Here is a 13,009-nt window from a genome sequence, read left to right as displayed (position 1 = left end):
TCCGGTACCGTCCCAATGCCTGTCGAAACGCCACCGAATCCGCCGCTGAAGCGATCGTTTTCGCTGTCGATCGGCCAGATGACGTTCGGCAGCTTCATCCTGGTGCTGGCGGTGATTATCGTCACCTCGACCGCCAGCGTGATCGCAATCCGGCATATCGACGCCACCTTCGCCGAACTTCAGCGGCTGCAAAGCGTCGGCGACCTCGCGGAAGATATCGACCGCCGCATGAACGACCTGCGGCTCGCTGCGCGTGACTTCGTCACCGATCCCGGGGCCGGCATCCAGTTCAAGCAAGTCGGCGAGGCCGCCTCGACCCTGAGCGACATCCTCAAGAAGACCCGTATCGATCTTGCCCCCGAGCAGCAGGACATGATCGATGGCGTCTCCGAGCGACTTGCGACTTACCGCAGCGGGCTGGAGCGGATCTCGACCCTGATCGATCGCCGCGCGCAATTGCTCGCCGGGCTGCCGCCGCTGCGGGACCAGTTCGACGCGGCAGTCTCCGAAAGCGGGGATCGCGATCTCGCCGCGCGCCTGTCGGAGGCCCAGAGCCGGATCGCGCTTGGATTGCTCGCGCGCAACCCGTCCGCTGCGGAGCAGGCCGCGCAGAGCATGCGGACGATGGAGATCGCAGATAGCCGGTTGAAGTCGGCTGTGAACAATTACGCCGATGCCATCGTGGCAGTCGCGGTCCGCGAACGGCAGATCGCCGATATCGATCGCGAGGTGCTGGGAACCGAGGGCAGGCTGATCGGCCGCGTCACAGAATTGCTCCGTGACGTCAGCGACCGCCGAGGCCATGTGCTGTCGCGCGACTTCGCCCGGACGCTCGCGGAGGCGCGATGGCAGAGTATCGTGCTCGGCAGCATCGGCGTGCTGATCGGTATCCTCGCCGCCGGGTTCGTGGTGCGACGGACGGTGCGCCCACTGGCCCAGATCGCGCGCTCCATTCGTGCCCTTGCGGCGGGCGAGAAGAATACGTCGATCCCGTCGGCCGAACTCGACAACGAGATCGGCGACATTGCGCGCGCCGCAGAGGTGTTCCGCCGCGCGCTGGAGGAGGCCGACACGGCGCGCGAGGCGGCCGTGCGCGCGCTCACGGAGCAGCGGCTGGCCGAAGAGAGCTATCGCAAGCTGTTCGAGGGTTCTGTCGACGGCATCTACGTGACGACGCCGTCCGGCGATCTCCTCAACGCCAATCCGGCGCTGGCGCGGATGATGGGCTATGACAGCCCGCAGCATTTGATCGACAGCATCAACGACATCGCCCACACCATCTACGTCCATCCCGAGGCGCGTGAGGAGTACCAGCGGCTGATGCACCGCGACGGCATGGTACGCGAGTTCGAGTATCAGGTGCGCCAGCGCAGCGGCGACGTCCTCTGGCTCTCCGACAGCGCGACCGGCGTGCGGGACGAGCAGGGCAGGATCGTCCGCTACGAGGGCACGTTGCGCGACATCACCGACCAGAAGCGGGCGGAAGACGCGATTGCCGAAGGCCGGCGCCTGCTCCAGCAGGTCATCGACACCGTGCCGGCGGTGATCAACGTCAAGAATCGCGACCTGCGCTATGTGCTGATGAACCGCTACATGGCTGGCATTTTCGGGATCGAGCCCGGCGACGCGCTCGGCCGCACCACCGCCGACCTGATGTCGCGCTACGGCGCAGCCAAGACCGATGAGCACGACAAGCGCGTGGTGGCGTTGCGCAAGGGGCTCGGCTTCTACGAGGAGGAGTACAAGGATGCCGCTGGCAACATGCGGCAATGGCTCGTCAACAAGCTGCCGCTGCTCGATGCCGAGGGCGAGATCGAGCGGATCGTCACCGTGGCGCTTGACATCGGCGAGCGCAAGCGCGGCGAGCAGGAGATGCGGAAAGCCAAGGACGCCGCCGAGACGGCGCTGCGCAATCTGCGCGAGACCCAGGCCTCGCTGATCGAGGCGGAGAAGCTCGCCGCACTCGGACGCCTGGTCGCCGGTGTCGCGCACGAGGTCAACAATCCTGTCGGCATCAGCCTCACGGTCGCATCCGCGCTGGAGCGCAAGACGGCGATATTCAGCGCCGAGGTTGAGCGCGGCGAGCTTCGCCGCTCGACTCTCAACGACTACCTCAACACCAGCCGCGACGCGTCCTCGCAGCTTGTCTCGAACCTCAATCGCGCCGCCGAGCTGATCCAGTCGTTCAAGCAGGTCGCGGCCGACCGCAACTATTCGGACCAGCGCAGCTTCGACCTCGCCGATCTCACCGAGCAGGTGGTGATGAGCCTGCGCCCCGGCTTGCGCAAGCAGAACCTGACGCTCAACGTCGAGTGCCAACCTAATCTCACCATGAACAGTTACCCCGGCCCGTACGGCCAGGTGCTGACGAACCTCTTCCTCAACGCGGTGGCGCACGCCTTCCCGGACGGACGTCCGGGGACCATCGACATCCAGGTGCGCGAGTCCGGCAAGGACAATGTCGAGATCATCGTCGCCGACAATGGCTGCGGCATGAGCCTTGACGTGCGCCGCCGCGCGTTTGATCCGTTCTTCACGACTCGGCGCGACCAGGGCGGCACTGGCCTCGGGCTGCACATCGTCTACAGCATCGTCACCAACCGGCTCGGCGGGCGGCTCGACCTCGATTCCGAGCCGGGCGAGGGGACGCGCATCCAGATGATCCTGCCGCGCACCGCGCCGCTGGAGCAGGCTGCCGAATAGATCTGTCGCTAATCCGCCTCGGCGAGCTTGTGCAGGGTGGCGCCGAAGATCAAGCTGGCCTTACCGACCAGCGCCGTTCCCGTCATCTCCGCGCGAGTGTCGGTATAGGTCCCGCTGACGCCGATGCCGACCGGGGCAGGGCCGCCGAACAGCGGATTGTCATCGCCCCGCGGCGAAGTGTGCCGTTGCACCAGCACCTCGCCCTTGAAGGTGTGGTCGTCCTTCACCACGTAGCTGCCGGTGTAATAGAGGTAGGCGTCGCCGCCAAGAATCTTGCCATCGCGGAAAAGAATCACGCCGCTGCCCTTGCCGGCTCGACCATCGAGCAGGCTCACGTGAATCGAATAGAGGCCGTTCTTCATAACGTCCCGTCGGCCGGCCGCCATCGCCCAATGGCGTAACCGGTGAAGCTTTTATGCCAAAGCGCAACCTCTCGCGCAACGCGGCAGTTTTGCAAGCCGGGATGCCCTGTGCCGGCGCACGAACCGTAATTGTCCCGGCTTGTCTGTGACGCCGATATGACGGTCTCATCATGCAGCGAGGCCAGTCGTTGCGAATCAGAGTTGGCCCGCGAAATGCATAACCATTGTTGCACTGGCCGCGGGGTGCTGGAGCAAGACAAATGTGAGCAACTGGATCGATTCCGGCGGCGATGAGCCGCATCTGTACAGTGCGCGTCCCACGAATTGCAAAAACCAACAGCGGAGGACTGGAAGCACGACACGCTGGCGAAGCGTGGCGAGCCTCGCTTGCGCGCTGGCTCTGATCGCGCTGGTTGCGCCCGTCGGGTACGCCCGCGACCGCGGCCAGTTCGTCAACACGAGTGCCGAATTGAAGGCCTGGTTTGACGGCTTGCGCAGCGGCAAGGGGCCATGCTGTTCCGATGCCGACGGTTCGGCGATCTCGGACTCCGATTGGGATAGCAAGGACGGGCACTATCGTGTCCGCGTCCCGCGCCTTGGCTATATGATCGAGGGCCAACAGCAGGAGCTCGTCTGGGTCGACGTACCCGAGGAGGCCGTGATCTCGGAGCCCAACCGGGTTGGACGCACCATGGTGTGGCCGATCTACGGCTACATGGGCGTCACCATCCGCTGCTTTATGCCCGGTAGCATGACCTAGCCGGGTAAGGGCACGCCTGCCAAATCAGGTATATTTTTTGTCGCGCTCGAGCAGTTCGATGGAGATGCCCTCTGGACCGCGGATGAAGCAGATGCGGACGCCGGGCCGGATGGTGGTCGGCTCGCGCGTGAACGTCACGCCCTTGGCCTTGATCTCGGCTGCGACGGCGTCGATGTCCTTCACCGTGAGCCCGAAATGATCGAGGCCCTGATGGGGATGCGGCGGCGGCGGGCCGACGGCGCTGTCGCCCTCCAGCGGCGCGATGAAGATTCTTGCGCCGCCGAGATTCACGTCGATCCGCCCCGGTGCGTGCACGATCTCGCCACCGAGGATATCCCGCAGCCAGGCCGCGGTCGTTTCCGGATCGGGGCTGCGGAGATGGATGTGATCCCAGCTGACGACGACTGGCATTTCAATTCCTCCCGATCGGGTCCTTGCGATGTTGCAGCGCATGTTAGCGACCCCGATCGACGATCGCCACAGTGGCTCCTATCCGAGATTCGCGCGGTTGCGGGAACCTTAGTTCGTCTCGCGGATTGAAGAAGGAGGCGAGTGACGCACTCATGAACGCAGGGTTTGGCCGGATCGGACTGGGAAGATTCGCTGGGAGTGGCGAGGACCCGCCACGGTCCGGACCGGCGACAAGCGTCTGGCTCAAGCGAGGCCTCTTGTGGCTGCTGGCCGCGAGCATCGTCGGCAGTGCCGTCTGGCTGCTGATGCCACCATCCGAAGGCAATGTCGCGCAAACCGAGCCGGTGAAGTTGGCGCTCGCAAGCGTCGATCCGGCTCCCCCTGCAATGGCCTCAGCGACGTCGGCGGCGGAGGCCGCCGGGCTCGACCGGCTCAAAATCTCGTCGCAGACTTGGCGCCGTGGTGGGCTTGGCTCGAAGGCGCTGGTCACCTTCACCTTACGAAATGACAACGACTATGCCGTAAAGGATGTCGAGATCATCTGCGCCTTTGCGCGGCGCGACGGCAGCCATTTGACCGACCGCAGTCGCCTGCTGGCCGACACCGTCGGCATGAAGAGCCGCAAGACGTTTGCGCGCGTTCCCGTCGGCTTCGTCAATGTGAATGCCGATCAGGCGAAGTGTTCGCTGGTGACGGCGCAGCGCGCGTAAAGGGCAGCACATTCCGCTAGCGGAAAAGTTACCGTCCTTAGCCCTTGGGCAAAAATCTCGGCGTTGCCATTTGAACCGTGAGGCTGGGCGCAGGAACCAATTAGAGGATCGCCGGTTGAGGCGAAGAGCCCGCGCGGGGATGCGGGGGCGGAGCGCGGCCAATGCCCATCTTTCGGTATTTCATGTTCGTCGGTGGAGCGCTGCTCGCCCTGTTGTTTGCGGCTGATTTCGTTTGGCCACCGTCGCCGGCTGCCCAGGCTGTCGCGACCGCAGGCTACGACCAGCCGCTGATCCGGATCCGGTCCGACCGCCATCTGCCGGATCGTGTCGTGCTTGACACCAGCCAGCCGACCATCGCCGCGCCGGTGGTGACGACCGTTGCTGTTGCGGCGCCCCAACCGTCCGCGCCGACTGACATCCTGAGCGAGATGTCGGCAAAGGCGCGAGTGCGCGAGACCTTCGCCCAGTTTACGCCGAAGACCGATGCGGCCACGGCCAGGAAAGCTGACGGCAAGCCCCAAGCTCTCGCCCAGACAGCCGAGAACCAAGCTCCGAAGGTCCAGGCTCCGGCTCAGCCCAAGCGTAAAATGGCGAAGGCGCATTGGGCGCCGCACCGCGGCCAGCCGATGATGCTGGTGGCACAGCAGCCGCATTTCGGCCTGTTCAACACCACCTGGTGAGAGCGCCTCTGACCCGCCTTGAAACGAGGCGGGGAGGGCTTTTTATTGTCTGGTCTCTCTGCTAATTCGAACCCAGCCGAACGTCGCCCGGTGCTGCCTGCCAGCATATGACGGCGACGCTGCGGTTGGTGGCCCATACCTGGGGTCAAGGCGCTCGTAGCTCAGCTGGATAGAGCATCGGATTTCGATTCCGAGGGTCGGAGGTTCGAATCCTTCCGAGCGCGCCATTTGTCAGCCTGTCCGGCCCGGACACATAGGTAACAGAATGTACCTGAGACATGAGTGACAACCTCGTGCCGAACGGGTTGTCTGGGGTTTCAGGGTCGTTCGCTCCAAGGATGCAGTTTGGGGCCAATCGGATGCGACGTGCTGGGGTTCCAGCGTGACGCATCGGTGGCATGGTTGATTCTGCTCGGCTCGCGCTGTCGCGGTCAACCCCGCGCGTGCCGCGCCCCTTCGGGCTTCGGGAGTTGACCGCGACAGCGGAGCCAAGCAAGCGGCTGTCATGCCAAGAATGCGCGAGAGCGCGTCTGGCTCAGAGCTTTGCGGTCGTAGTCGAGACATCGGTGACGGGCTTGGGGCCGAAGGGGTTGTCGAGCGGTTGCAACGTCTTCTGCTCGAGATCGAAGTAGCCGAGATCATACTGCATGAAGCTGACGAGCCAGATGCCTTCATCAACCTCCTTGATGCCGAGCTTCTGGCCGGCCAGGACGGTTGAGATGTTGATCTTCTTGCGATGCAGGCAGAGGCGGCCGCAGGTGGTGACGACGACGTCGCGGTCGTGGAAGGGATAGCTGAGGTCCGGCAGGCCGGCATAGCTGCGTGCCGAGGCGGTGTAGAGTTCGGCAGGGATCTTCATGCTGAGCGCTTCGTGGGGCCGCTCGGTGTTGAACTCGTGCACGAAGACATCGAAGCGCTCCTGCTGCTGCAGGCTGTTGAAGCCCGGCGGCCGGGTGGCTTCCTTCTTGAGAGTGAGGTGCATGCGCTCGTGGCGCCCGTTCTGCTGCGGCCGGCCGGGCCTGATGCGCTCGATGGCAATGCCGAGCCTCAGCCACCAGACCGACAGCTTCGACAGATTGAACAGGGCATTGGGACTGGCAAAGGGCACGCCATTGTCGGAGCGGATGGCAAGCGGCAGCCCGCGCTCGCGGAACAGGCGCTCGAAGGCGGCAATGGCCGGCTCCTCCCAGGTGGAATCGAGCGCCTCGCACAGCAGCAGGAAGCGCGAGGCATGATCGCTGACGGTCAACGGGAAGCAGTATCGCTCATTGCCGAGCTTGAACTCGCCCTTGAAGTCGGCGCACCAGAGATCATTCGGCGCCGCGCCTTGCGATAGCGGCGTGCCGTGGGCGCGATGGCGCGGACCGCGGCCCCGCCTGACCAGGCCGTGGCGGTCGAGGACGGCATGGATGGTGCTCTTGGCAGGGATTCTGATATCGCCATCCAGCCGCCTGACCAGGAGCTCGCGGATCTTGCGCGCCCCCCAATGTGGCTTCTCGGTCTTGAACTGGACAATCAGGGTCTCGATCTGGGCCGGCAACTGATTGGCGTAGCGCACCGGCCGCCTGGAGCGATCGCTCAGGGCCACAAGGCCGTGCTCCTTGTAGCGATCGAAAATCTTGTAGCCGGTCTTGCGGGATATCCCGAACTCCCGGCACACCTCGGTCATGGCTTCTCCGTCCAGAAGCCGGGCGACAAAGCGTAGGCGCTCGTCCATTACCGAACTCGCTTTCCACGGCATCTACACCTCCCGCAGAACAAAAGCGGAAAATGTAACCCATGTGTCCGGTACGTTCTGTCACCTATGTCTCGGGTCGCTCAGCCCAAAGCCGGCGGGGCCGGCCATCGCAATCCCGTACGCCCACGCGCGCAAGCCCGGCAGGCGACGTGCAGCGCGGTGCTGGTATCAGTTGGCTGGAAGCCGGGTTTGCCGGGCCCGCGTCAGCGTGTCCGATGGCGCTTCGTGGAAGGTCGCGCGGTAAGCTGCGGCAAACTCGCCGAGGTGATGAAAGCCCTGGGCGCGCGCGCATGAGGCGACCGACGCGCCGCCGCTCCTGAGGAGCTGAGTGCGTGTGGCCCATAGCCGCTTCAGGCGGATATATTGATGCAGGCTCATGCCGCGCACCTTGGCCACTGCGCCGCCGAGGGTCCGGATCGAGACTCCGAATTCATCGGCGAGATCGGCCGTATAGATCGGAGCGGTCGGATAGGCTGTGACGTAATCGTCGATCCGCTGCACGAGCCTGGCGGATCGCGCGCCGGCATTGGAGGCGTTGCGCTCAGACAGCGGGTTCGTTCGAAACAGGTCGTCGAAGGCGAGCAGCAGGCCTTCCTGGAGATGGCCGGCGGCCTCCGTCGTTTCGAACATCTGTGGTGCGACCGACGCGGTCCTGAGAATGTCGAGCACAAGCTGTCGCGCGTAGAGATGAGCGGTGGGCTCCGCGATGCGGACCCACAATGCGTCGGCGCGATCAAACCAGCCGCGATCCCTGAGCGTAGGTGAGAACATGATCAGCGCATGGTGATTGATCTGAGGCTCGACGAAATGACAATCATGGTTGCCGCGCAAGGCTATGAAGAAGCGCGAGTCGAGATCCATTCCGCTCGAGCTGGCGCGCAGATCGTTGGTCATCGGCAGGACCACCATGCCGCCCGGCGCGCGGTAGGCGGTGTCCAGGATGCGCGCAAACGACCTGGTAACGATGATCCGGCACGCCGGCAGGTTCACGACCGCTCGCGCGGCTGCAAAATTGGCGATGTCGAGCGGTATGCTCCGGGCATCTTCCAACGACTCGGCCGGTCGAAATGCATCGACATCGGTAAACCGGGTCAACTGGAGCGCGGAGGAAGGGGCGAGAGCGTCGAAGAACATGCGTCTGGCCGGCTGCTGAAATCTGACGATGAAATGAACGTCGGTACATCGCCATCAATGACGAAACATGCCGATTCAGTAAACCGGATTCCGGGCCGTAAGATTGCGGACATCATGCCACGGGGACGGTGGAATCGGTGCCACCGTCAACGGTCTCGGCTCTTCGGCTGACCAGTCGTGAGATCAATGAAATGGAGCCTTGTACAGGCAGGGCAGGTGAAGGACTCGAAGCTTTGTCCTTCGCGTCCTTGCCGCTTCTCAAGATGGGTTTGCACATTCATGCCCGTCTGCGGGCACCGGAAAACAATCAAATCGGCCATCGGTACAGAATGACGGCACGACAGATTTCATCTTTGATCTAGATCAATTTTGGAATTGCTCCAGGCCCACGGCAGCGAGGATCGACAAGAGCGACTGGCTCGTCGTGTGCGACGGGCGCAAGGCGCTCATCCTGGAAAATCTCGGTGATGAGATGTTTCCGAACCTTCACACCAGGGAGGCTCGTGAGCAGGCCAATCCGTCGACGGCCGCGCAAGGGACCGATGCGTCCGGCAGGCTCCATGCCTCGGTCGGCGGTGCCCGCAGCTCGGCGGAGCAGACCGATTGGCACGATGAGGCCGAACGGACATTCCTGCGCAGCCTCGCCGAACGGCTCGATACCGCGCTCAGCGCGGGGGAGACCTCTGCCCTGACCATGGTGGCCTCACCGCGCGCGCTGGGCATGATCCGTACGGATTATTCGGATGCGGTGCGCAGGGCGCTGCGGGGCGAGGTCGGCAAGGACCTCGTCAAGCTGCCGGTCTACGAGATCGAGAAGCAATTGCTGCTGTCTGGGGCCCTCACTTAGGGCGGACCCAACGGGAGGACGCTGCGGCGCCCGTCAGTAGCAGGGGTGCCGCCGGCCGTCCTGACCGACATAGGCGGCCGCGCTTTGGTAGCAGTGATTTGTCGACGGGCCGTCATAGAAGGCGAAGGTGCCGGGGGTGATACCCGGGCCGTAATTGTGCAAATAGCTGACCGGGTAGGGCAGCGGGTTGGCGTAGTAGCGGTGATAGCGGTGATGCACCCGCGCCTCCGCAAGGCCAGGGGCTAGGATTGCCGCCGACAGGGCAGCAACCGCGGCTACAAGCTTCAACTTGCTCATCTCGATTCTCCGGAACCCGCGCTTAGAGGTCAGTTCCTTATAGCCATTTTGGGCGGGGCGGACACCCGTCCGGCGGCCCGAATTCGGGGCTATTCCCGCAGATTCCCGGGCGGTGTGACCGAAATGCCGGGCCGCGCCTTATGGCCTGCCCATTTTTGGCCTTTTCGGGATGCTTAACGAATTCCCCACACAAGTATGGCCAAAGAGAATTCGGTCAAAGATTCCGCCCGCCGGCCCCTTGGGGTTTTCGTTGGGGTGCTCTTCGAGGCCGGTACGTTCCTGCAAGGTTTTCGCCGTCAAGCCGCCATGCGCATCACGCTCCTCAGCCTGCTGTTGCTCTTTGTCGCTGCCGCCGCGCCAGCGCGGGCCGAGCTGCACATCACCCGCGACCATGGCGGCTATGTCGAGGAGTACAAGGCCAGGTACAAGCGCGTCCGCGATAAGGGCGAGCGGGTCATCATCGACGGCATCTGCAATTCCGCCTGCACCTTGGTGCTCGGCATCGTGCCGATGAACAAGATCTGCGTGACACCAAAGGCGAGCCTCGGTTTCCACCAGGCCTACTACGACAAAGCCTTCACCTTCGGTATCAAGGTCACCAGCGCCGCGGGGACATCCGACCTGATGTCCTATTATCCGGATACGGTGAAGGACTGGATCCGCCGCAACGGTGGACTCACCACCGACATGAAGAAGATCAAGAACGGGGTGGAGCTCTGGAAGATCATCGATCCCTGTCCGGAAGAATGGTGAGCGGCTGATCTGAGCGCCGCGCCCGTCGCAGCGCAGCATCGCCCGGGTGGAAATTCGCATTGCCGCATGGGCCCCCATCGGGCAATGAGGGCGGCAATGAACCATAATCAAGAATCCTTTCCCGCCCGCGCTGCGCCGATCCTGTTCGTCCTGCTCTGGAGCACCGGATTCATCGGCACCAAATACGTCATCAACAACGCCGATCCCTTGACCTATCTCGCCATCCGCATGGCGGTGGTGGTCGGTTTGATGGCGATCATCGCAGCCATCGCCCGTCCGAAATGGCCTGATCGCACCGGCATCGCGCACAGCGCAGTTGCCGGCATTCTCGTCCACGGCTTCTATCTCGGGGGCACCGCGATTGCGATCGCGCATTCGATTCCGGCCGGACTCTCCGCGCTCATTCCGGGCCTGCAGCCGATCCTGACCTCGACCATCGCGAACCGCTGGCTCGGGGAGAAGGTGACGCCGGTGCAATGGGGCGGTTTGCTGTTCGGTCTCTGTGGCGTGGCGCTGATCCTGCACAATCGCCCGATGACCGGCGAGGCCGGGCTCGGCTGGCTCGCCTCGGTGGTCTCCCTGCTCAGCATCACGCTCGGCACGCTCTATCAGCGCCGCTACTGCAACCACATCGACTGGCGGGCCGGCAATTTCGTGCAATATGTGGTCGTCACGATCTTCTTCACGATCGGTGCTTTCCTGTTCGAAGACCGCGTGGTGCACTGGACGAGGGAGTTCGTCTTCGCGCTCGCCTGGCTTGCCGTGGCACTCTCGATCGGATCGATCGGGCTGCTGTACTGGCTGATCCGCCATGCCGCGGCGACCTCGGTCGCGAGCCTGTTCTATCTGGTGCCCGCGGTGACGGCGCTGATGGCCTATCTGCTGTTCGGGGAAAAGCTCGATGCGCTGGCGATCGCCGGAATGGCGATGTGCGCGGCTGCGGTGTTCGTGGTCAACCGGCGGTTCGGCTCGTAGGCTCGGGCTGGCGGAATGCATCCCTGACGTGTGGAGAGCTTCGTGTTAGGCTGACCGCATTTCAATTGCCCTTTCAAGCGGTGATTTCCATGAAAAAGGCGAGACGCGCACTGCTCGGCAGGTCCATGAATCCGGTTCGGATTGCCTGCATCAACTACGCCGAGAAGACGATCGACGACCGAATGATGAGCAAACTCACCGCGGCGCTGCAGAAATGCTACGACAAGCATTTCCTGCCGGTGTGGGGCTATCCGGTCGATCTCTACGTCGCGCGCAAGCCCAAGGCCACCGACTGGCAACTCGTCTATTTCGACGACGCCTCCCACAAGAACATGCTCGGACGCCACGAGCTGACGCACCGCCGCCAGCCGATCTCAAAAATCTTCGTCAAGGCGCTGGGCGACGAGCCGGTCAGCGTGGCGGCCTCGCATGAGCTGTTCGAGATGGTGCTCGATCCCATGGCCAATTTGTGGGCCGACAAGAACCGGAATACCCAATACGCCTATGAGGTCTGTGACGCCGTGGAGGAGGACTGCTTCGTCGTCAGCGGTTTTCCGATGTCGAACTTCGTCTATCCGTCCTGGTTCGAGCCGTTCAAACATCCCCGCGGCACCAAGTTTGATCACAAGGGAACGCTGAAAGAACCGTTCTCGATGACGGAAGGCGGCTACGTCATCAAGAAGGTCAACGGCCGGAAGGTGATCAGGGCGTTTGGTTCGCCTGCGAAGCGGCGGCGCTTCGCGAAGGAGGACCGGCGCGGTCATCGCAGCGAGTTTCGTGATCCGCAGGGCGTTCATCACCCGCGCCGGCGCAAGTCCAGGCGGCAAGGGTAGGGCATATTGGGGAGAGATTTCCGGGCGCGTCCGCGCCCGGAAATTTGCTCTGGAGCAGCGATCAGCGCTTGGCCTTCTTGGCTTTTTTCTTCTTGGCGGCCTTCTTGGAAGCCTTTTTCACGGTCTTCTTGGCTGCCTTCTTCGCCGACTTCTTGGCAGCCTTCTTCGCGGTTTTCTTCGCAGCCTTCTTGGCCTTCTTCTTGGCTGCCTTCTTCGGCGCTACTTTCTTCGCGACCTTGGTTGCTTTCTTCACCTTCTTGACGGCGGTGACTGCGGCGTCCTTGGTCGCTTCGACGGCGGTGGTGATCGTCTCCATCGCCTGCTCGGTGATCGGCTTATCGTCGTCCATATCGTGTCCCCCACGGTTTGCATGGAGCGATGACGATAGCGGGTTTCATAATTGTGTCAAAGCAGCGCTCAATTTTTGCGGATCTTTGCGTAAGCGGCGAGCGCGCGCTCGCGCCCTTTGATATGATCGATGATCGATTGCGGATAGGTCTTGCCGAGCGTGACGCCCGCGCTCGCAAGCTCGATCGGAGTCGCCTGCCAGGGTTGCTGGATCAGCTTCGCCGGGATGTCTTTCAGCCTCCGGCACCCAGCGCCGGACATAGGTTCCGTCAGAATCGAACTTCTCGCCCTGGAGCACCGGGTTGAACACGCGGAAGTAGGTGCGGCGTCGGCGCCGCAGCCGGCGACCCATTGCCAGTTGGCGGGATTGCTGCCGGCATCCGCCTCTCACCGGCGCGCCGGATTTGGCAGCGGCATGGAGGGCAGGTTGATCGGACAGGCGGAGATCGTCGCGGAAC

14 protein-coding genes, 1 tRNA gene and 1 pseudogene are annotated in these 13,009 nt (G+C 63.3%); 9 read left to right on the top strand and 7 right to left on the bottom strand.

Annotation, left to right across the window (positions count from 1 at the left end; all coding sequences use genetic code 11):
* The first annotated feature begins 15 nt into the window (after positions 1-15).
* Positions 16-2,703 (top strand): PAS domain S-box protein, encoded by a 2,688-nt coding sequence (locus tag JJE66_RS35955; protein WP_200520527.1) that lies wholly within the window; start codon positions 16-18, stop codon positions 2,701-2,703.
* A gap of 8 nt (positions 2,704-2,711) precedes the next feature.
* On the opposite strand, the gene JJE66_RS35950 is transcribed toward JJE66_RS35955, so the two are convergent.
* Positions 2,712-3,065 (bottom strand): GrlR family regulatory protein, encoded by a 354-nt coding sequence (locus JJE66_RS35950; RefSeq protein WP_246756826.1) that lies wholly within the window; start codon positions 3,063-3,065, stop codon positions 2,712-2,714.
* Positions 3,066-3,327: 262 nt separating this feature from the next.
* Here JJE66_RS35950 and JJE66_RS35945 point away from each other — a divergent pair, with 262 nt between their 5' ends.
* The gene (locus JJE66_RS35945) at positions 3,328-3,825 is read left to right on the top strand and encodes a hypothetical protein (protein WP_200520525.1); all 498 of its coding nucleotides are present in this window, start codon (positions 3,328-3,330) and stop codon (positions 3,823-3,825) included.
* 24 nt (positions 3,826-3,849) lie between these two features.
* On the opposite strand, the gene JJE66_RS35940 is transcribed toward JJE66_RS35945, so the two are convergent.
* Positions 3,850-4,236 (bottom strand): VOC family protein, encoded by a 387-nt coding sequence (locus tag JJE66_RS35940; RefSeq protein WP_200520524.1) that lies wholly within the window; start codon positions 4,234-4,236, stop codon positions 3,850-3,852.
* A gap of 152 nt (positions 4,237-4,388) precedes the next feature.
* On the opposite strand from JJE66_RS35940, the gene JJE66_RS35935 reads away from it, so the two are divergent.
* From JJE66_RS35935 to JJE66_RS35925, 3 genes are all read left to right on the top strand, one after another.
* On the top strand, positions 4,389-4,946 hold the full coding sequence (locus JJE66_RS35935; protein ID WP_200520523.1) for a hypothetical protein: 558 nt from the start codon (positions 4,389-4,391) through the stop codon (positions 4,944-4,946).
* 161 nt (positions 4,947-5,107) lie between these two features.
* Positions 5,108-5,626, top strand: a complete 519-nt coding sequence (locus JJE66_RS35930) for a hypothetical protein (protein WP_200520522.1) — start codon at positions 5,108-5,110, stop codon at positions 5,624-5,626.
* A gap of 150 nt (positions 5,627-5,776) precedes the next feature.
* Positions 5,777-5,853 (top strand) — tRNA-Arg (locus tag JJE66_RS35925).
* Positions 5,854-6,161: 308 nt separating this feature from the next.
* Here the strand turns inward: JJE66_RS35925 and JJE66_RS35920 are convergent.
* Both JJE66_RS35920 and JJE66_RS35915 read right to left on the bottom strand, forming a co-directional pair.
* A complete protein-coding gene (locus tag JJE66_RS35920; RefSeq protein ID WP_200520521.1) occupies positions 6,162-7,367 on the bottom strand; it encodes an integrase core domain-containing protein in 1,206 nt (401 codons plus the stop codon).
* Between the two features lie 165 nt (positions 7,368-7,532).
* On the bottom strand, positions 7,533-8,498 hold the full coding sequence (locus JJE66_RS35915; protein WP_200520520.1) for a helix-turn-helix domain-containing protein: 966 nt from the start codon (positions 8,496-8,498) through the stop codon (positions 7,533-7,535).
* A 400-nt stretch (positions 8,499-8,898) separates the two neighbouring features.
* Between JJE66_RS35915 and JJE66_RS35910 the strand changes: the two genes are divergently transcribed.
* A complete protein-coding gene (locus JJE66_RS35910) occupies positions 8,899-9,345 on the top strand; it encodes a host attachment family protein (protein ID WP_311980261.1) in 447 nt (148 codons plus the stop codon).
* A gap of 33 nt (positions 9,346-9,378) precedes the next feature.
* Here the strand turns inward: JJE66_RS35910 and JJE66_RS35905 are convergent, their stop codons facing one another.
* Positions 9,379-9,642 (bottom strand): hypothetical protein, encoded by a 264-nt coding sequence (locus JJE66_RS35905; RefSeq protein WP_200520519.1) that lies wholly within the window; start codon positions 9,640-9,642, stop codon positions 9,379-9,381.
* A gap of 306 nt (positions 9,643-9,948) precedes the next feature.
* Here JJE66_RS35905 and JJE66_RS35900 point away from each other — a divergent pair, with 306 nt between their 5' ends.
* The 3 genes from JJE66_RS35900 to JJE66_RS35890 all read left to right on the top strand — a co-directional run bounded on the left by JJE66_RS35900 (position 9,949) and on the right by JJE66_RS35890 (position 12,203).
* Entirely contained in the window at positions 9,949-10,395 is a 447-nt protein-coding gene (locus JJE66_RS35900) for a hypothetical protein (RefSeq protein WP_200520518.1), read from the top strand.
* A 96-nt stretch (positions 10,396-10,491) separates the two neighbouring features.
* The gene (locus JJE66_RS35895) at positions 10,492-11,370 is read left to right on the top strand and encodes a DMT family transporter (RefSeq protein ID WP_200520517.1); all 879 of its coding nucleotides are present in this window, start codon (positions 10,492-10,494) and stop codon (positions 11,368-11,370) included.
* Positions 11,371-11,459: 89 nt separating this feature from the next.
* The gene (locus JJE66_RS35890; protein ID WP_200520516.1) at positions 11,460-12,203 is read left to right on the top strand and encodes a hypothetical protein; all 744 of its coding nucleotides are present in this window, start codon (positions 11,460-11,462) and stop codon (positions 12,201-12,203) included.
* A 61-nt stretch (positions 12,204-12,264) separates the two neighbouring features.
* On the opposite strand, the gene JJE66_RS35885 is transcribed toward JJE66_RS35890, so the two are convergent.
* Both JJE66_RS35885 and JJE66_RS35880 read right to left on the bottom strand, forming a co-directional pair.
* Positions 12,265-12,552 carry a histone gene (locus tag JJE66_RS35885; RefSeq protein WP_200520515.1) on the bottom strand — a complete coding sequence of 96 codons (288 nt, stop codon included), beginning with the start codon at positions 12,550-12,552 and terminating at the stop codon, positions 12,265-12,267.
* A 68-nt stretch (positions 12,553-12,620) separates the two neighbouring features.
* Positions 12,621-12,938 (bottom strand): annotated as a pseudogene (locus JJE66_RS35880) (FAD-binding domain-containing protein); the annotation flags it as partial.
* Positions 12,939-13,009: the final 71 nt, after the last annotated feature.

It is taken from the genome of Bradyrhizobium diazoefficiens (assembly GCF_016612535.1).
GTDB classification, from domain to species: Bacteria; Pseudomonadota; Alphaproteobacteria; order Rhizobiales; family Xanthobacteraceae; genus Bradyrhizobium; species Bradyrhizobium diazoefficiens_C.
The sequence above is the reverse complement of the archived record's forward strand: the minus strand, read 5'-3'. Positions and strand labels throughout refer to the sequence as shown.